The organism is Ligilactobacillus equi DSM 15833 = JCM 10991 (assembly GCF_001435735.1).
Taxonomy (GTDB): domain Bacteria; phylum Bacillota; class Bacilli; order Lactobacillales; family Lactobacillaceae; genus Ligilactobacillus; species Ligilactobacillus equi.
Genome location: NZ_AZFH01000037.1, coordinates 20,923 through 38,383, shown reverse-complemented (window position 1 = coordinate 38,383; position 17,461 = coordinate 20,923). Strand labels below are relative to the sequence as shown.

General features: G+C 40.6%; 22 protein-coding genes. 1 reads left to right on the top strand and 21 read right to left on the bottom strand.

Translation table 11 applies throughout. The annotated features are described in order from the left end of the window. Positions 1–23: 23 nt before the first annotated feature. The 15 genes from FC36_RS04705 to FC36_RS04635 all read right to left on the bottom strand — a co-directional run bounded on the left by FC36_RS04705 (position 24) and on the right by FC36_RS04635 (position 8,673). The gene (locus tag FC36_RS04705; RefSeq protein ID WP_025020578.1) at positions 24–509 is read right to left on the bottom strand and encodes a GNAT family N-acetyltransferase; all 486 of its coding nucleotides are present in this window, start codon (positions 507–509) and stop codon (positions 24–26) included. A 44-nt stretch (positions 510–553) separates the two neighbouring features. Further along, positions 554–1,279, bottom strand: a complete 726-nt coding sequence (locus FC36_RS04700) for a pseudouridine synthase (protein WP_025020577.1) — start codon at positions 1,277–1,279, stop codon at positions 554–556. Further along, positions 1,279–1,875, bottom strand: a complete 597-nt coding sequence (gene scpB / locus FC36_RS04695; protein WP_023860620.1) for an SMC-Scp complex subunit ScpB — start codon at positions 1,873–1,875, stop codon at positions 1,279–1,281. The genes FC36_RS04700 and scpB overlap by 1 nt, the downstream gene beginning before the upstream one ends. Continuing rightward, positions 1,856–2,614 carry a segregation and condensation protein A gene (locus FC36_RS04690; protein WP_023860619.1) on the bottom strand — a complete coding sequence of 253 codons (759 nt, stop codon included), beginning with the start codon at positions 2,612–2,614 and terminating at the stop codon, positions 1,856–1,858. Before FC36_RS04690 ends, scpB begins: the two co-directional genes overlap by 20 nt. Continuing rightward, complete coding sequence (locus FC36_RS04685; RefSeq protein ID WP_025020576.1) at positions 2,607–2,963, bottom strand: RibT protein; 357 nt, start codon at positions 2,961–2,963, stop codon at positions 2,607–2,609. Before FC36_RS04685 ends, FC36_RS04690 begins: the two co-directional genes overlap by 8 nt. 30 nt (positions 2,964–2,993) lie before the next feature. Beyond that, positions 2,994–3,863: a CvfB family protein gene (locus FC36_RS04680; RefSeq protein ID WP_023860617.1), complete on the bottom strand. Its 870-nt coding sequence runs from the start codon at positions 3,861–3,863 to the stop codon at positions 2,994–2,996. Between the two features lie 12 nt (positions 3,864–3,875). Further along, entirely contained in the window at positions 3,876–4,331 is a 456-nt protein-coding gene (locus tag FC36_RS04675; protein ID WP_035191601.1) for a DUF441 domain-containing protein, read from the bottom strand. 99 nt (positions 4,332–4,430) lie between these two features. Next, the gene (locus FC36_RS04670) at positions 4,431–4,661 is read right to left on the bottom strand and encodes a hypothetical protein (protein WP_023860615.1); all 231 of its coding nucleotides are present in this window, start codon (positions 4,659–4,661) and stop codon (positions 4,431–4,433) included. A 13-nt stretch (positions 4,662–4,674) separates the two neighbouring features. Further along, positions 4,675–5,094 (bottom strand): hypothetical protein, encoded by a 420-nt coding sequence (locus FC36_RS04665; protein WP_025020574.1) that lies wholly within the window; start codon positions 5,092–5,094, stop codon positions 4,675–4,677. Between the two features lie 17 nt (positions 5,095–5,111). Next, the gene (locus FC36_RS04660; RefSeq protein ID WP_025020573.1) at positions 5,112–5,312 is read right to left on the bottom strand and encodes a DUF6440 family protein; all 201 of its coding nucleotides are present in this window, start codon (positions 5,310–5,312) and stop codon (positions 5,112–5,114) included. A gap of 14 nt (positions 5,313–5,326) precedes the next feature. Beyond that, positions 5,327–6,136, bottom strand: coding sequence for an SPFH domain-containing protein (locus FC36_RS04655; protein WP_023860612.1), 810 nt, complete (start codon positions 6,134–6,136; stop codon positions 5,327–5,329). A gap of 20 nt (positions 6,137–6,156) precedes the next feature. Continuing rightward, positions 6,157–6,498: an Arc family DNA-binding protein gene (locus tag FC36_RS04650; RefSeq protein WP_025020572.1), complete on the bottom strand. Its 342-nt coding sequence runs from the start codon at positions 6,496–6,498 to the stop codon at positions 6,157–6,159. A gap of 102 nt (positions 6,499–6,600) precedes the next feature. Next, positions 6,601–7,329, bottom strand: coding sequence for a peroxide stress protein YaaA (yaaA, locus tag FC36_RS04645; RefSeq protein WP_025020571.1), 729 nt, complete (start codon positions 7,327–7,329; stop codon positions 6,601–6,603). A gap of 10 nt (positions 7,330–7,339) precedes the next feature. Further along, a complete protein-coding gene (locus FC36_RS04640) occupies positions 7,340–8,146 on the bottom strand; it encodes a tyrosine-protein phosphatase (RefSeq protein WP_025020570.1) in 807 nt (268 codons plus the stop codon). Between the two features lie 41 nt (positions 8,147–8,187). Continuing rightward, a complete protein-coding gene (locus FC36_RS04635) occupies positions 8,188–8,673 on the bottom strand; it encodes a DUF1836 domain-containing protein (protein WP_051527946.1) in 486 nt (161 codons plus the stop codon). A gap of 158 nt (positions 8,674–8,831) precedes the next feature. On the opposite strand from FC36_RS04635, the gene FC36_RS04630 reads away from it, so the two are divergent. Continuing rightward, entirely contained in the window at positions 8,832–9,662 is an 831-nt protein-coding gene (locus tag FC36_RS04630) for a DegV family protein (RefSeq protein ID WP_023860607.1), read from the top strand. Positions 9,663–9,753: 91 nt separating this feature from the next. Here FC36_RS04630 and FC36_RS04625 read toward each other — a convergent pair whose 3' ends face one another. The 6 genes from FC36_RS04625 to nhaC form a co-directional block, all read right to left on the bottom strand. After that, positions 9,754–11,154, bottom strand: coding sequence for a flavocytochrome c (locus tag FC36_RS04625; protein ID WP_025020568.1), 1,401 nt, complete (start codon positions 11,152–11,154; stop codon positions 9,754–9,756). A 12-nt stretch (positions 11,155–11,166) separates the two neighbouring features. Further along, complete coding sequence (locus FC36_RS04620; protein ID WP_025020567.1) at positions 11,167–12,546, bottom strand: class II fumarate hydratase; 1,380 nt, start codon at positions 12,544–12,546, stop codon at positions 11,167–11,169. A gap of 408 nt (positions 12,547–12,954) precedes the next feature. Continuing rightward, positions 12,955–14,196: a peptidase T gene (gene pepT, locus FC36_RS04615; protein ID WP_025020566.1), complete on the bottom strand. Its 1,242-nt coding sequence runs from the start codon at positions 14,194–14,196 to the stop codon at positions 12,955–12,957. Positions 14,197–14,210: 14 nt separating this feature from the next. After that, on the bottom strand, positions 14,211–15,017 hold the full coding sequence (locus FC36_RS04610) for a Nif3-like dinuclear metal center hexameric protein (RefSeq protein WP_056986739.1): 807 nt from the start codon (positions 15,015–15,017) through the stop codon (positions 14,211–14,213). Further along, positions 15,010–15,711 carry a tRNA (adenine(22)-N(1))-methyltransferase gene (locus FC36_RS04605; protein ID WP_025020565.1) on the bottom strand — a complete coding sequence of 234 codons (702 nt, stop codon included), beginning with the start codon at positions 15,709–15,711 and terminating at the stop codon, positions 15,010–15,012. The genes FC36_RS04610 and FC36_RS04605 overlap by 8 nt, the downstream gene beginning before the upstream one ends. Before the next feature lie 93 nt (positions 15,712–15,804). After that, a complete protein-coding gene (gene nhaC / locus FC36_RS04600; protein WP_025020564.1) occupies positions 15,805–17,178 on the bottom strand; it encodes a Na+/H+ antiporter NhaC in 1,374 nt (457 codons plus the stop codon). Positions 17,179–17,461 lie beyond the last annotated feature (283 nt).

Genomic DNA, 17,461 nt, shown 5'->3' with positions numbered 1-17,461 from the left:
ATAGCACTCGATATTAACGAGTGCTAAAATTTTAAGCGCATTTGATTCCAATTAACATCCCCATGAGTCGAGCCCGCAAAACCTTCATTAACCATCCCAAAATTTTCATAGTAGGATATCAAATGATCCTTGCAGGTTAAAACCACACCCTGACGTTTTTGAACACGAGCATCCTCAATCGCAGCTTGCAAGCATTGTTGTGCTAACCCTTGTTTACGATAGTCTGGATGAGTGACCAAACTAAAAATCATTTGCCAAGCTCCTGTTTCTTGATGTAAATCTGCTTGTTCATACATGCGATCTTCTAAATTAGGACAATCTGTAACCATCCCGTTAGCGAAAGCTAAAAGTTTCCCGGTATCGCTAAACAATAACCAAAAATGGTTACCAAAAACTCGAATGCGGGCTTGGATACTAGCTAAACTCGCAGCCTCAGATACCGGAAAGCTCAAAGCTTCTAACTTCGCAATCGCACTCGCATCACCTAACCGAGCCTTTCTTAATTCCATCAAAAATCCCCCTTAATAAAAAAGTCCCCCAGGGAGACTTTCAATTATTTCAAACCGGTCATTTTCTTCAACTCATCAATTTCATCCCGAGTTAAGGCCCGGTAATCACCAGAGGTTAAACCTTTTAAGGTTAGGAAACCATAAGTTTCTCGGCTTAATTTTTGTACTGGGTGCCCCACAGCCTTTAACATATTTCTTACCTGGTGATTCCGACCTTCGTGAATAGTTAATTGCACGATAGCGGTTTGCTTCTGACGATCACTAGAAATTACCTTCACTTTAGCAGGCGCCGTCTTTTTGCCTTCGATGATCACCCCTAAGCGCAACCGTTTCAAAACATCATTGCTAGGAATTCCTTTAACTTTAGCTACATAAGTTTTATTAACTTTGTAACGGGGGTGCATAAGACGATTAGCCATTTGACCATCATTAGTTAGTAATAAGAGACCGGAAGTATCGTAGTCCAACCGTCCCACCGGGTAGACCCTTTGTGACACATCATCCAAAATATCGACTACGGTTTTGCGTCCTTTATCATCTTTAACAGCTGTAATCACCCCACGTGGCTTGTAAAGCAAGTAATAAACCTTATCTTCACGGTCAATGGCTTGACCATTAACTAAAACCACGTCACTAGGACTCACTTTTACTCCAAGTTCCTTGATGACTTGACCATTGACCATAACCTTACCATCTAAAATTAATTTCTCACTGGCCCGACGGGAAGCAATCCCTGCGTTAGCCATAACTTTTTGTAATCTTTCTTCCATTATTCCTCCGTTGCTTCTTCATCCAAAGTTTGTTGGAAAAGTTCTAAGAATTCGCCTTCTGTGCGCTTTTCATCCCCACCTTCTACCTCTTTAGGTAATTCGGGTAAATCCGCCACTGATTTTAAACCAAAGTAATCTAAAAATTCCTGGGTGGTTGCATATAAGATTGGTCGCCCTATCACATCTAAACGTCCATCTTCTTTAATTAAATTCAATAACAAGAGTTTTTGAATCATCCCACTTGAAGATACTCCTCGAATTTCATCGATAGCCACCCGCGTCACCGGTTGTTCGTAGGCAATAATCGCCAAGGTTTCCAATGCAGCGGGCGTCAAATTGGTCGTGGTCGGTTGTTCAAAATAGTGACGCACCAAAGGGGCAAAGCCCTTTTTAGTTACGAGCTTAAAATTTTCACCCGTTTGAAGAATTTCAAAGGAACAAGAAGTATCCTGTTTATATTTTTCCTGCAGTTTTTCAATTTGACTCAAAACTGCAGGCTTCATCAAGCCAACCAATTGTGCTAACTGACTGGCTGAGATTCCTTCGCTTCCACTCACAAAAAGTAGACTTTCAACTTTAGCTTGATTCGATAGCATCGACTTTCCTCTCAATCATTAAATCACCCAGTACTTCACTCTGGCTAGCAACGACTTTCTTGCGCTTGACTAGTTCTAAAAGTGCCAAGAAAGTCGTTACAATTTCTTCACGGTCACCATTTTCAAATAAAGCCGTAAATAAAACAGGCTTGTGATTTTCTTGTAATAACCTATTTAAACGTTGCATCTCATCTTTGATAGTATAACGTTCCGCTTGAACTTGCCGAGGTGCTTGAACTACTTCTAGTTTCTTTTTAGTCAATAAACGAACGAAAGCCTGCTGTAAAGCCTTCACTTCGAGCCCATCCTCAAGTTGCCCTAATTTTGCGTCTTCAGGTACCAACGCTTGGGGGCGACTGATTAATTGTTGGCGTTCATCAGCAAAGCCCTTAAGATTTGCGGCTGCCTCCTTAAAGGCTTGGTGTAAAAGTAATTGTTGCACCAATTCTTCACGCGGATCTTCATAAGTTTCATCTTCAACTTGGGGCGCTTGCTCATTTGGCAAAAGTAAGCGACTCTTAATATTTAACAAAGTTGCCGCCATTACCAAATATTCACCGGCAATGTCTAGTTGCATTTTTTTCATGCGGTGGAGATAGTCTAAGTACTGACTGGTAATAGCAACCATCTCAATATCGTAGATATCCATTTCATTTTGCTTAATTAAGTGCAACAATAAATCTAGCGGACCTTCAAAACTTTGCAATTTAAAGGTCAAAACATCTTCTTCATTAGCCATTTTTCCTTTGTTCCCACTTCGTAATTAGACTGCTAACTTCAATACTCCCCATCAATTTACGCTGGTAGAGCTTTTCTAATTCATCTAACATCAAGTAGGTCACACCTTCTTGGCGTTGGGCGGGAGAAACCGCAATTTCACGCACTAAAACTAAGTCCGGCACAACCTCTACTCCTACGACTCCAGCAAAATCACCATGATCATTTTGCCAAAGATATAGTTGACGTTCCTCACTCTGAGCATACCAATCCATCACTTCTTGCAAATGGGATAATTCCTTTAAGTCAGGAATAAAAGACAGCAAGCCCATGGCAATTTTTTTATAACTTTCTTTGTATTTATAAAGCATCATCCACTACCTTACCGTAACCCTTTCTGCCTAATCTTGTTGAATTAATTCCAATAGTCCATCAGCCTGCTTCACAACACCGGCCTTCATTAAATGACCCACAGCCCGCTTAAATTGACCCTTACTAATTCCAAAATATGCCTTAATCTCATCAGGAGAAGATTTATCTGTAAACGGCAGGACATACCCCGGCGTGTGTTGCAAAGCAGCTAAAATCATTTGGGCATCATCGCCAATAGCCTCAAAGGCACGCGGACGTAAAGAAATATTGAGGCTACCGTCAGGTTTGACATCAATTACCCGCCCAGAAACAACTTGCCCTAAACGGGGTTCTTGTTCTCTTTCAGAAGGGTGAATAAAACCAAGATTGTAGTGATCTGTTAAAATAAAAGTTCCTACCATCTTCAACCGGTAAACCGTTCCGGTCACATTGCGGTTTTTCATTTTGCGATCAGCTCGTACGGAAACTTGACGAATTTGTTCTTCTGTAGCTAATTCCCCCCATAAACGACCCTTGGCGTCAACTTTTAAGGCTAATAATAGCTTATCACCCACATTAGGCCATAATTCTGTAATAGTTGGTAGGTCATCTAAAGATACTGCCACATCCTTATTAGGTAAACCAATATCAACAAAAACCCCTAAAGAGCGGTTAACTTTAACGACTGTACCCCAATCATACCAGTCTAGGCGACTTTTAGGTAAAGTTTTTGTCAAAGCCAAGTGGTGGTTTTCATCCTCATAAGCAAAACCAGTAATCATCGCACCGGGTTTAGGCACCTTTTTAAGTTCACTTTTGGCTAAACGGAACGTATGGCCATCTTTTTGAGCGAAAATGGCCTGGTCATTTTCATCAGTAACCATGGCCGTAATTTCGCGTCCCATTAAATCTTGTAACATATAGTCTCCTCTTTAAAAGCTTAATTTAAATAAAGTAATAATACAGTAAGTGATTCCGGCCGCAATCACTGGTCCGGCCGCAATTCCTTTCAGGAAAACGACACCGGCAATAGTTCCTAAAACTAAAGCCACCGTCACTTGAGGTGAAGTCGCTAAAAGCCCAACCCCATTTTTGGAGAGCACTGCCACTAAGACCCCACAGGCCACCGCAATCCAACCAGCTGGTGACTTGAAAGCCTTAATTAAATCCTCAAAGCCAATCTCACCAGTTGCAATCGGCACCAAAACGGCAACCGTAATGATGGTCACCCCCCAGTTAATTCCTTTAGCATGGATGAGATTTAATAATTTGTCACTTTGAGGCAAAAGCTTAAAAAGCATAACCGCAACCGTAGCAATAATTAGTGAAGAGTTTTTTCCCAGGTAGGCCACTAATAAAATTAGGGCTAAAAATAACCAACTATTCAACGTGTTTCTTCCCTCCATTTTTTTGCATCACACCTCATTCTACCAAAAAATACCGGTAATTTGTTAATTTAACCGGTATTTCTTTAAATAATTTTACTTCTAGTCTAAAACAACTAATTCATAAGGTATTTGAGTATACATAGCATCCCCATTGTATTTGGAAATGGGAATCATCTTATAGGTTCCTTGACCCGTTTGAGCTAAAATAATGCGTCCATATTTGGCAAACAAATCTGCCTGTGCCAAAGTCTGCCCATCTTCCAAATAGCTTTCTGCACCTAAACTAGCATAAGCAGCTTGGCTACGTAAGAGATACGCTTTTAATTTCAAATTATCACCTTCTTTACTTATTTCTTTGCATGAAGTAAGCCAACAACCAAAAAGCTGGTGCTAAAAATAAGTATAACACAGTTAATAAAATGCTCTTACCTAGACCGTAGCCCCAATCATAAGAAATGGGATAAACTGTACTGTATTCGTAGGGATTAACTCGCACACCTGGACTGGACCAAGGACCGATTTTTTGATATTTAGCTCTTTGATTTTGGTAATTATCAAAATTATTTTGCCGATAATTAGCTACTTGAGCACTAAACCAGTTCGGATTTTTGATGCGAAAAATAGGATAGGTTAGTAACATCAAACCTAAGTATAAATGCAGAAATTCAACATGGTAACTACCATTTCCTTGCACGAGCAAAAACAGGGCTAATAGACAACCTCCAAAAAGAAAATATCCTAACATTTTTAAAACTTTTAGCATAACTTTTCCTCCCCTCGTCAATAACTACGATTAGTGGCTATAGACGTAACAGGCGTCACGACAACGTTTCCTTGTGCATCTAACAGTGGCGTTAAGCCCGTACCTTCGCCACTGTTATATATAAGATAATTGACCCCAGTCACCCTATCCACCACAATTTTATAATCCGTTACAATTCCTTGACGGTAGATAACCTCGAATCTTTGCTCTTTTTTCATTGGACATGTACCTCCTATGATTCTTCCCAAATTTTCTTAGCTGCAGGAAGATCAGCAAGCTTGGTTACTTCGTCCTTACTTAAAACCACTAAGTTGTTGTTACCATCTGCCAAGCGAGCAAAAGCTTCTAAGCTTTGATCCTTGAAGTAATTCTCATCAACTTGTCCTAAAGCTTCTTGAATCTTAGCAATCCGGTAAGCTTCCGCATCAGCTTTAGTTTTGGTGGCCTGCGCTTGCGCTTGCGCAGTATCAATCAAAGCCTGATTCTTAGCATCAGTTGTTAATTTGATATTACGCGCTTCCCCTTCAGCACGAGCAATAGCAGCCACTTTTTCCCGATCAGCTGTCAATTGCTTGTCCATAGCTCTTTGAATTTCAATCGAAGGCGTTAATTCATCAATATTGACCCGGTCAACATTAATTCCGTAGATATTTGTTAAGTCCCCAATAGCTTGGGCCAATTCGGCATTAATCTTAGAAGTTGATCCTAGGGCCTCGTTCAAATCCAGACGCCCAATGATATCACGTAAGTGTCCGCGAACTAATTGGGCCATTGATTCTACTGAATCACTGTTCTCATAAGTGTACTTACGAGCATCTGTAACATGATAATTCAAAGTTACCGATGCTTCAATATCCGCGTTATCCTTAGTAATTACAGAATATTTTTGTAACTTTAAAGGGTGCATGGCCATCTCCACCGGAACAATCCTTTGAATTAAAGGAACATAGAAATGCAAACCTGCATCCACACTCCGGGAATACTTCCCTAAAGTTTCCACCAAACCTTGACAATTTTGCTTAACAATTTTAACTCCTAACATAACTTCTTCCCTACTTTCATTTATACTAAGGGGCGTAAAGTGACGATATTACCAGTCACCTCTAAAACAATATAGTCCCGCTTTTCTGCAGGCTGATTACCCTCAATCAGGTAACGATAATAGATTCCAGCAATCTCGACCAAACCATTCTTAAGATCAATCTTACTAGCGGGGATTTTTTGCCCCATAAACTGCCGCTGCTCCAAGGTTTCGGTTTGATTTTCGGTATTTAATTCAGCTTCTAAAACGGAATTGAGATAACCATTCAAACTTTGATTTTCGGCCTTGGCACGATTTTCTAACAACTCCTTCATCTTGGCGGGCAAGCGTAAGAGAAAGGAGGTATTTTTATCTGCAGTCATCTGATTTCCTCCTTTGATATCATAATGATATCACAAAAATAACTATTATTGCAAGACAAATTGCCAAAAAATCCTTACCAGATTAACTAGCAAGGATTATGATTACTTGATAAAGGTTAATAAATTATCCTGTGAAAGTTCGGAATTATAAGTCCAACCGACTAAATCGAAATTTCTGAGTTGAGTCACATCACTAATTCCTTCTTCGGCACACCAACGTACAAAATATCCCCGAGCCCGCTTAGCATTCGTTGCTTTAGTGACATATTTCCCGTTGGAATTTTTTTCTTTAAAAGCAATGGTGATAAAGTTCTTCGCTTCTAAATAAGGTTGAACTGACTTAGCATACTCATCAGAGGCTAAATTAATCACAGGACCATTTTCAGCTACTAAATCGGCTAAACGTTCGCCCCAAAAATCATACATTTTTTCACCATTCAAACTATCTTTCATGTCTAAACGATGTGGTTGAACCCCATCGAAAGGTCGCAAGGCTCCATAAAAAGCGGATAAAATCCACAAGTGGTCTTGGAGGTAATCTAACTGCGCTTGGGTCAATAAATCTGCGCCTATAGCTTGGTATTGCAAACCTGTATAAGCCATAATCGCAGGTGTGAGACCTTGAGCGTAATCCAAGCGCTTCAGATCCTCGATACCGGCACTCACTAATTTATCACTAACTTGCCAGAGTTTCTTTAATTCCGCAAAATCCATTTTGCGTAAAACATCTCGCAAATAGTTGGACTGATCTTGATAGTAAGGCTGGTCAAAAACCTCAAAATCATCCTGATTAATTTGCATTTTTTTGGAGGGTGAAATAATTAATTGCATAAACGACCTCTTAAAAGAAAAAGAATCGCTTCTTTTTCCGTTCCTTTCTTTGACTAATGGATCCTTGACTAGGACGAGTGAAATCCTGGGCCACAACTCTTTGACCATTGATTAAGTTTTCGGCATTAAGTTCAAACTGCTGCGCCACTTCTGACCCCATTTTTTTGGTTAATTTATCGAAAGCCTCTCCCAACACAAACTTCCGTCCCTTTAGGGTATGGGCATCTGAAGCCATGATTTGCACTAAATTATGTGCCACCAATTGTTCGGAAATTTCTTGTACTCTGCTCCCAAACCCTCCTAAATAGCTGGTAGCAGTCAACTGAGCTAAGGCACCTTCACTAATGAAATCATAAAGTAAATCCAAATTTTTTTGAAAACCACGATTACGTTCTGGATGAACAATGACCGGCGTAGTCCCCACCTTACGCAAATCAAAAATCAAACGCTTAGCATAGCCAGGTACTTCACCATGAGGAAATTCAAGTAACATGTAACGCTTATTTTCATCAATCCCCAATAGGTCATCATAACGTTGAAGTAAATCACCATTGATATGAACTTCTTGACCAGGAAAGACTGCGAGCTCAATTCCTTGGGCATCTAATTGAGCTTGAAAATCCGCCGCTGCTTTAACAACATCCGTCGCGTGATTTACGTATTCATTATCTAAATGGTGAGGTGTCGCCAAAATATGCGTCACACCATCCGCCACTGCCTCACGTGCAAGGTTCAAGGAATGTTCTAAATCAGGGGAGCCATCATCTAATCCTGGTAAAATATGACAGTGTAAATCAACTAATTTATCTTGTGACATATAAAAAACCTCTTTACTAAATTCTTCTTCCTAATGTTACCTTAGTTTGTCTCCGTTAACAAGTTGGCCTCGTGTAAATAACGCTTAATATACACCTGATAAACCGTTGCTAAAATTGTATTTCGCAAAAAAATTTTATTAGGGTGTGCTTTTTGACAATCTAGAGGTGGTAAATTCGTTCCCTCAAAAACGTGATCGACAACCTTCTTTAATTCTGCTCGAAAATAGTTATAAGCCACTTCGGTTTCATAACTTGATTGTTGCATCGCTACTGCCAATTTTAGTTCGTCTAAAGACATCACACTTTTAGTCAAAGTAATGAAAAATAGATAACAAATTTGTTGCCGTGAATATTGTTTTTTTTCAGGACTAGTGATTATGTGTTTTTTAACATAATTACTCAACATTGAATTGGTCACCTTGATATCTAAAGGTTCCAAATAACGATTTAGATAGTTACTGGTCTGCTCTAAATACAAGCCTACATCAGGAATTTCGGTGTAAGCCGGTAAAATTTCTCTTTCCATCTTGTACCCTTTCTCTTGCTTTTGCTTAATAATTTAACCAAAAAAAAATCAAAAGTCAAGCCAAAACCGGTCATCGGTTATACCGTAACCCTTGACAAGAAACTACGTTCCAGGTACACTTTAAACAAGATATTACAAAGAAAAAGGACAAGTAAACTATGATCAAAAAAATCATTGCGGATTCGAGCGCCGATATTCTGGCTCTTGATGGCGTTAACTTTGAAAATGTGCCATTAACCTTAATTATTGATGGTCAAGAAATTCATGATGACCAAAATCTCGATTTAAAAAAACTAAAAACTAAATTAAAGGCTACTAACGATAAAACCAGTACTTCTTGCCCCAATGTTCACCGCTGGCAAGAAGCTTTCGGAGATGCCGATGAAGTTTACGGGGTAACCATTACCAGCCAACTTTCCGGTTCTTACAACGCCGCTCAGCAAGCCGCTAGCATTAATCAAGAAGAAAAAAACAACCAAAAAATTTTCATGCTTGACTCCAAATCAGCTGGTCCCGAAATGGGACTTTTAGTAGAAAAAATGGCGGAATTAGTCAAAGCAGATTTGAGTTTTGAAGAAATCTCCGCCCAAATGACTGCTTACCACCAACGTACCCATTTAGCTTTTGCCCTAGAAGATTTAACTAACTTAGCCCGTAACGGACGTGTTAACGGAACTATCGCTAAACTAGCCGGTATGTTAGGAATTCGTATGGTCGGTCGTGCTAGTGATTCCGGGGACTTAGAATCCGTCGGTAAAGCACGGGGTGCTAAAAAGGCTATCCGCCTGTTACTTTCCGAAATGGAAGCCCATGGTTTTGACCACGGACGAGCTAAAATTGGTCACAACAATAATCCTGACGGCGCCCAAGCCTTAGCTTCTGCTATCCGAGCCGCTCACCCTAAAAGCCAAGTTGATATCGTAGAGTTACGGGGACTTTGCTCTTACTATGCAGAAGAAGGTGGTCTCATGGTCGGCTACGAAGGGTAAAATAGTATCCTATTCATAAAAAACGGTTTTCGTGCGAAAACCGTTTTTTGTTACTATTAACTAAATACAGCTATAAAGCTTATCTTCACTTTCATCGTTTAAGGCTATCAGTATAAACCTTCATTTGACGGCCAGCCTGCATCCCAAAAACGACCGTTTCGGCAATCGAATTTCCCCCAACACGATTATTTCCATGTAAACCGCCCGCAACTTCCCCAGCTGCAAAGAGACCGGCAATCACTTTTCCATCACTGTCAAGCACTTCCGTTTTGTCCGTAATATGAATCCCACCCATAGTGTAGTGAACAGCAGGCGCGATGTGAATCGCGGTAAATGGACCTTTTTCTAAAGTATGAAGACTCATGCTACGACTAAAATCTTCATCTTCACCTTTAGCTACTAACTCATTGTAGCGTTTAGCAGTAGCCAAGAGAGTTTTAACCGGCACCCTAATCTTTTCAGCTAGCTCTTCTAAACTTGTAGCATTTTCCACCAAACCTGTCTTGTCGTAAAATTCGATGGCCTTGACCCGGTTACGGACCGATTGGTCTAAGACTAAGTAGGCACTTTGTTCAGGCAAAGCGGTAATCGCATTTGAAACAACCTTGCGTGTATCCAGTTCATTAACAAAACGTCGCCCTTTTTGGTTAACCAAAATTGCTCCTTCTCCCCGAACAGCTTCCCCAATTAGAAAAGCATGTGGTTGATCTTGTTGGACCGTCGGGTGAACCTGAATTAAATTCATATCAACTAACTGGGCACCCACTTTTTGGGCTAAGACCAAACCATCCCCAGTGGCTCCTTCATGGTTAGTAGTCTTGTAAGCCAACAGGTCAGGCCGATATTTAGCGATGATTTCTTTACCAGCGCCAAAACCACCAGTCGCTAAGAGCACAGCTTTAGCTACAATCGTCTTTTCTTGACCAGCCTGATTGATGACCTTAACTCCACAAATCTTACCATCTACTTGTACCAATTCGGTGACTGAAGTTTTATGGACAACAGGAATATCATATCTTTGAACTACTTTTAAAAGTTCTGTAATTAAAAAGCCCCCAATCGGAACCATACTTGTTGGTCGGTGAGTCCGCTTAATACTCATGGCTCCGGTAACCGTTAAGTCATTTAAAAAAATACTGTGAGCTGCTAACCAGTCTACCGCTAAGCCGGCATGAGAAACGAAGTACCTCAAAAGATTTTGATCATTCATCTTTCCCCCTGCTTGATAAGTTTCTTGATAAAACTTATCCATTTCATCAACAATCCCCTTACGTGATTGGACATAAGTTTCGGCGGCATTCATCCCTGACGAAGCCCGATTAGTGTTCCCACCTAATTTGTCCAGCTTTTCTAAAACTACAACCCGCATGCCTAGTTCACGTGCTTGTAAAGCCGCTACTAAACCTGTCGCGCCCGAACCTATAATCACGGCATCATATTGATTTTTTAAACTCGTAAATTCTTGAGGTATAAAAACAAATTTTCCAGTCATATTCCTACCTCGCTAATCGACGTTGGTCATCTTTAAGGGATTCACCCATTCGTCATATTGTTCTGCAGTTACCTTACCAGATTCCAAGGCGGCTTGCCGTAAAGTAACCCCATTTCTTTCGGCGGTTTGCGCAATCACCGCACTGTCGTGGTAACCGATATGTGGTGATAAAGCCGTCACAGTCATCAAAGAATTTTCAACCAATTCTTCCATGCGTTTTTCATTGACTTCTAAGCCTTTAACTAAGTGTTCCGTAAAACCATCAATCGTACCAGCTAATAAATCTGCCGACTCTAGGAAGGCATCAATCAAAACAGGTTTAAAGACGTTCATTTCAAAGTTACCTTGTGAAGCAGACATCGTTACTACTACATCATTCCCCATAACACGCACAGCAGCCATAGTTACAGCTTCACATTGAGTTGGGTTAACTTTTCCTGGCATGATAGATGAGCCTGGTTCGTTAGCAGGAATCTTCAATTCACCATACCCAGCTCGTGGACCAGAAGCCAAAAAACGAATATCATTAGCAATCTTCATCATATCACTAGCCAAAGACTTGAAAGCCCCGTGCACAACATTTAGGCCGGAGTGGGCTGCTAATCCATAAAATTTATTAGAAGTAGCCGTAAAGTCCGTATGATAGATATCAGACATCTTCTTTGCAATTATATCGGCAAAACCAGGTACAGCATTCAAACCAGTTCCCACTGCAGTTCCCCCAATAGCTAATTCATTTAGAGTTGGAGCTAATTGCCTGAGGTATTCTAAATCATGTTCCAACATAGAAACCCAGCCAGAAATTTCTTGCCCGAAAGTCAATGGGGTTGCATCTTGTAAGTGCGTCCGCCCAATTTTCACAGTGTACCAGTACTTTGCTTGCTTTTCTTCCAATGCAGCAATTAGAGTTTGCACCGATTCTTCTAAGTTCTTTACGGCTTCAATTGCCACAATATTCATGGCTGTTGGGTAGATGTCATTTGAACTTTGGCCTCGATTAACATCGTCGTTTGGTAAAATTTCCACACTGTCATCCAACTTGGCAGCCACATGAGCAATAACTTCGTTGGTATTCATGTTTGTCTGGGTTCCAGAACCTGTTTGATAAATTTTCAAGGGAAAGGCTTTTTGTAATTCTTCATCGCCTAAATTTAACAATTCATTACAAGCTTTAACAATTAAAGTACTCTTTTCAGCAGTTAAATTATCCAAAGTAAAATTAGCTTGCGCGGCTGCCTTTTTTAATTGAATTAAAGCCCGAATTAAATTCAAGGGCATAAGTTTCCCGGTTGGAAAATTGTGCCGACTCCTTTCAGTTTGTGGTCCCCATAAAGCATCAGCGGGAATTTTTACGTCACCTAAGGTATCTGACTCAACACGGTATTCCACCATCTTGAATTCCTCCAATTTCTACTTGTTTTTTATTTCACAATTCCAATATAGCATGTACCTTTAACATAGTCAAAAATCCTCAAACTTAACACTATTTGTGCCATATATTCATTATGAATATGCAACGACAAAAAGACCCTCGATAGGGGAAAATCAAGGGTCAAATAAAGATGTAACTAACCCATTTTAAGGGGAATTGGGTTAAGTTAGATTTATGTTAATTAGCAATCAGCTTTTTCAAGGGGAAATCTTGGGGTTGCTGATAACATTAGTATACAAAATTTCAAATCTTTTATTGCCATCTAACCATTAGCGTCCTTTTATTTACCCTGACCGTCAAATTTTGGCAAAAACAGTAAAAGCCGACGTGCTAGGCTCTTTTTCTAGCATGTCAGCTTTACTTTATACCTAAGCTTTTTCAGCAGCAACTAAACGAATAATTTCTAAAATGGTATCTGTAGCTTGGGCCATTACCGTAGTTGATACGTATTCGTAACGACCGTGCATATTTTCACCACCGGCAAAGAAGTTAGGTGTTGGTAAACCTAAGAATGAAATCTTAGAGCCATCAGTCCCCCCACGAACCGGTTCAATAATTGGCTTAATATCTAAGTTTTCCATCGCTTTTTTGGCTACTTCTACCACTGACATGTCTTTTTCTAAGATTTCACGCATGTTGTAGTATTGATCATACATTTCGTAAGAGACCACCCCACGGCCAGCTTTTTCGTTCATAAAGGACACAATATCTTCAACTAATTTCTTACGTGCTTCGAAAATTTGGCGATCGTGATCGCGAATAATGTAAACCGCTTTAGCTTCCTCAACAGTTCCTTCAATTTTAAGCAAGTGATAGAAACCTTGACGACCATCGGTTTTTTCAGGTACGTCATTAGCTGGTAATTGGTTTTGGAAATCAACCGCTAATTGTAAGGCATTAATCATCAAGCCCTTAGCTGAACCGGGGTGCACATTTTTACCATGGAAGGTTAATTCCAATTGGGCCGCGTTAAAAGTTTCATATTCCAACTCACCTAGAGGGCCAGCATCCACAGTGTAGGCAAAATCTGCACCAAATTCTTTGACATGGAAGTTATCCGCCCCAGTCCCTATTTCTTCATCCGGTCCAAAAGCAACTTTCACAGGACCATGTTTAATTTCTGGATGTTGAATCAAGTATTCCATCGCAGTAATAATCTCAGCATCGCCAGCCTTATCATCGGCCCCTAATAAGGTCAACCCATCTGTCGTAATTAAGGTGTGGCCTTGGTATTTTTTTAAACTTGGAAATTCAGCCGGGTCTAAAACAAATTTACCCTCAGCATCTAAATTAATCACTGACTGACCATCATAGTTTTCCACGATTTGCGGATTGACATTTTCAGCGTTGAAATCCGCAGTGTCAAAGTGAGAGATGAAACCTACAGTCCGAACGTCATAATCCAAATTACTTGGCAAAGTCGCAAAAACATAGCCATCATCCATGATTTGCACATCTTGCAAACCAATTTCTTCAAGCTCTTGGGCTAAATTTTTAGCAAATTCCACTAAACTAGGGGTGGAAGGAACCGTCTTAGAAGCTTCATCTGAGCGGGTATTAACTTTGACATACTTTAAAAAACGGGGAATTAAATTTTCATACTTTTCCATCAAAAGTGCACCTCTTATCTAAAAGTAAATGGGTCGGTATTAATTTGATTGGTGACAATTTTTAACTGCCAGCCAGCTTTTTGCGCTTGGTTCGTCAAGCCTTCACTTAGTTTCACTTCACAAATCGCTTCGATATGGTGACCCAAATCAAAACCATGTAAGCCACTCGCTAAGATATCATGGCCGGTATGATAAGAAATATCTCCAGTCACATAGGCATCCGCTCCTTGCTTTAGGGCTTCAGAATAGAACTTGCCCCCTGAACCACCTAATACCGCAACCTTTTTAATTGTAGCATTTAAATCCTTGGAGATTAAGCGTAATCCAGATAAATGAAAAGTTTTTTTACAATAATTACTAAATTCTGCAACTGTCATGGCTTGGGGCAAGTCACCTACCCGTCCCATAGCATAAGTTCCCACAGGGCCTTTTTGAGCTGGCAATAATCCACTAGTCGCACTTAAATTCAAAGCTTGGGCCAGCCAGTCATTCATCCCGTCAGGTGCGTTATCTAAGTTGGTATGCGCGGCATAAACCACTAAATCATGCTTAATAATCTCTGCATACATACGATTTTGGGGATTACGCATGTCAAACTTGCGGACCGGCACAAACATGGCCGGATGATGAGCTAAAATCATGTCGGCCCCCGCCTCTATAGCAGCAGATACGGTTTCAGGACGGACATCCAAAGTCACATAAACAGTTTGGACCTCTTGGTTAACATCCCCTAGTTGCAAACCTATCGGATCTCCTTGTTCGGCAATCGTAGGCGGAGCAATTTCGTCCATCCAGGCTATAATTTCACTTGCTTTAACCATATAACATCGCCTCGATTTCTTCAATTTCACTTGTTAAAGCGGCCATCTTTATCGTAGGTACTTCCTTAGCCTTTTGTAATTGAGCTTGCACCTTTTGTAATTTAGTAATTTTGGCTTGCCACTTAGCAACAAAGGCCGAATTCTTTTCGGTCATTAGGTACGGACCATACTTAAGTTCCTGAGCAGTTAACACCATTTGTGGACCAGATTGGTAGTTGGCCACCAAAATTTCATATGTGTGCTTATCTTCAGACAAAATCACTTCGTTTTCTAAATGATAATTATTTTGACATAACCACTGGCGGACACTACTTTCACCGACATTTGGTTGCAAAATCAAACGGGGGTGCCGAGCCAGCTTACTTGGATCTCGACTCAAAATATCAACAATTAATGGTCCACCCATACCACAGATCGTAATCGTGTCGATTTCATCAGCTTCCGTAATTGCAGCCAAACCATCGGCCAAACGTGCTACTACCTGATTTTCTAAACCTTCCTTACGAATCACGTGCTGAGCATTTTCATAAGGTCCTTTAACAACTTCACCGGCTACCGCATAGCTAAGCTTACCGTTTAAGGCTAAATAAGCTGGCAAGTAAGCGTGATCGGAGCCAATATCAGCTAACCGTGCCCCCTCCTCAACAAAACTAGCTACCGTTAAGAGGCGTTGTGATAAATTATGTGCATCCACTTATTTTCATCCTTTCACAATTTTCCTTATTCTTCTTAATTGTACCAAATTCTAACTAGACAAAAAAGGAGTATCCGCAGATACTCCTAAGGTTTAAGCCATTACCTCACGTCGCTTTAAACCAATCCCTGTCACCCCGGAAAGGATGGAGAAAATTGGTGAGGACCAAGCAAAAATCGTAAATGGCAAGAAAGCTATAACTGAAACCCCTAAGGCTGAAGCTGCAAAGGAAGCGGCCACGCCCCAAGGAACCAAGTAGTTAATCACTGAACCTCCGTCTTCCAGAACCCGAGATTGAGCTAAAGGATCTAAGTTCAACTTCTTAAAGGCCGGCTTAAAAGCATTCCCTGGTAAAATAACAGATAAGTATTGTTCCCCAACAAAGAGGTTTACCCCAATACCGGCAAAAATTGCAGTCGTAATCAGACTTCCTGGCTTAGTAAGGCGGTCAACCAAGGGCTTCATCGCCGTTTCAATCACACCAACTCGCATCAAAATTCCCCCGAGAGCCAAAGTCATGATAATTAAAGACACCGTTCCCATCATACTATCAATGCCCCCACGTGATAATAGAGCATCAACTGTCTTGTCGCCGGTTTTAGAAACGAAACCGGATTGAATTAAGCCCACTAGTTGCGCAATATTTAATTTAGGACTTTGGATGAAAGCCATCACGATTGACACAATAATGTTCAAAAATAAAGTTGGAATGGCCGGAATCTTACGCCAAGAACAAAGAAACATTAAAAGTACAGGAAGAGCCGCCCACCAAGAAACCGAGAAATTATTTTCCAAAATGGATATTGTGTGATTAATCTTGGTTAAACTGGCCGTTGCATGTGACATACCTAAGATGGCAAAAACCACTAGGGATAAAATAAAAGCCGGAATTGTTGTCCACATCATATTTTTAATATGGGCAAATAAATCAGAACCCGCAACAGCTGAGGCCAAGTTAGTCGAATCGGATAAAGGTGATGTCTTATCCCCGAAAATAGCCCCTGAGACTATCGCACCAGCAACTAAAGCTGGGTTGATACCTAAGGTAAGGCCCATCCCAAAAAGAGCAATTCCAACTGTCGAAATCGTGGTAAAACCACTCCCGATGGCAACTCCGACTAAAGCACAAACCACGAATACGGAAGGCACAAAGAATTGGACACTAACCAATTTAAAACCTAGAACCATTAAAGAAGGGATAATCCCCGCTTGAATCCATACAGCAATTAAAGATCCAATTAACATGAATAAAAAGATTGGTACAATAGCGGTACTAATTCCCTCCTTAATTCCTTCATGTAATTCTTCAAAAGAAATCCGTCGTACAGCTGCCCAGGCAAAAATCAGACCAGTTACAAATAAAACTGGTACTTGGGGCGAGAGTCCCAAGCCAATAACGCTGACCCCCAGGACTAAAATCATTACAATTAAAATGCTTAATGCTTCCATAAAATTAATCTTTTTCATAGCAAATCTACCTCATTTCTCTCAAATATCCGAACTTCACTTACTTTGATAGGCCTTCTTCATCACAATCGCTCCTTTAAACGTCAAAAAGCGTCCTGATTAAACACTAATGTGCTCAACCAGGACGCTTCGTGCGTGGTACCACCCAGCTTAGGCATCTGCCTACTCTTATAGGAGGATAACGGCTCCCATCAAGACCGCATAAGATTGAACCACGTCTGTATTTGGCGCTTACCCCCTGACCGTTTCGCATCACCCAACGGCTTTCTGACTCCCAAGTTCA

Coding starts and splice junctions, on each gene's coding strand:
- FC36_RS04665 (WP_025020574.1), bottom strand. CDS start 5,094: ATGCTAAAAGTTTTAAAAATGTTAGGATATTTTCTTTTTGGAGGTTGT.
- FC36_RS04660 (WP_025020573.1), bottom strand. CDS start 5,312: ATGAAAAAAGAGCAAAGATTCGAGGTTATCTACCGTCAAGGAATTGTA.
- FC36_RS04650 (WP_025020572.1), bottom strand. CDS start 6,498: ATGACTGCAGATAAAAATACCTCCTTTCTCTTACGCTTGCCCGCCAAG.
- pepT (WP_025020566.1), bottom strand. CDS start 14,196: ATGGAAAAGTATGAAAATTTAATTCCCCGTTTTTTAAAGTATGTCAAA.
- FC36_RS04655 (WP_023860612.1), bottom strand. CDS start 6,136: ATGTTAGGAGTTAAAATTGTTAAGCAAAATTGTCAAGGTTTGGTGGAA.
- FC36_RS04635 (WP_051527946.1), bottom strand. CDS start 8,673: ATGGAAAGAGAAATTTTACCGGCTTACACCGAAATTCCTGATGTAGGC.
- FC36_RS04700 (WP_025020577.1), bottom strand. CDS start 1,279: ATGGAAGAAAGATTACAAAAAGTTATGGCTAACGCAGGGATTGCTTCC.
- FC36_RS04680 (WP_023860617.1), bottom strand. CDS start 3,863: ATGTTACAAGATTTAATGGGACGCGAAATTACGGCCATGGTTACTGAT.
- scpB (WP_023860620.1), bottom strand. CDS start 1,875: ATGCTATCGAATCAAGCTAAAGTTGAAAGTCTACTTTTTGTGAGTGGA.
- FC36_RS04705 (WP_025020578.1), bottom strand. CDS start 509: ATGGAATTAAGAAAGGCTCGGTTAGGTGATGCGAGTGCGATTGCGAAG.
- FC36_RS04690 (WP_023860619.1), bottom strand. CDS start 2,614: ATGGCTAATGAAGAAGATGTTTTGACCTTTAAATTGCAAAGTTTTGAA.
- FC36_RS04610 (WP_056986739.1), bottom strand. CDS start 15,017: ATGGTTAAAGCAAGTGAAATTATAGCCTGGATGGACGAAATTGCTCCG.
- FC36_RS04640 (WP_025020570.1), bottom strand. CDS start 8,146: ATGTCACAAGATAAATTAGTTGATTTACACTGTCATATTTTACCAGGA.
- FC36_RS04620 (WP_025020567.1), bottom strand. CDS start 12,546: ATGGTGGAATACCGTGTTGAGTCAGATACCTTAGGTGACGTAAAAATT.
- nhaC (WP_025020564.1), bottom strand. CDS start 17,178: ATGAAAAAGATTAATTTTATGGAAGCATTAAGCATTTTAATTGTAATG.
- FC36_RS04630 (WP_023860607.1), top strand. CDS start 8,832: ATGATCAAAAAAATCATTGCGGATTCGAGCGCCGATATTCTGGCTCTT.
- FC36_RS04625 (WP_025020568.1), bottom strand. CDS start 11,154: ATGACTGGAAAATTTGTTTTTATACCTCAAGAATTTACGAGTTTAAAA.
- yaaA (WP_025020571.1), bottom strand. CDS start 7,329: ATGCAATTAATTATTTCACCCTCCAAAAAAATGCAAATTAATCAGGAT.
- FC36_RS04685 (WP_025020576.1), bottom strand. CDS start 2,963: ATGCTTTATAAATACAAAGAAAGTTATAAAAAAATTGCCATGGGCTTG.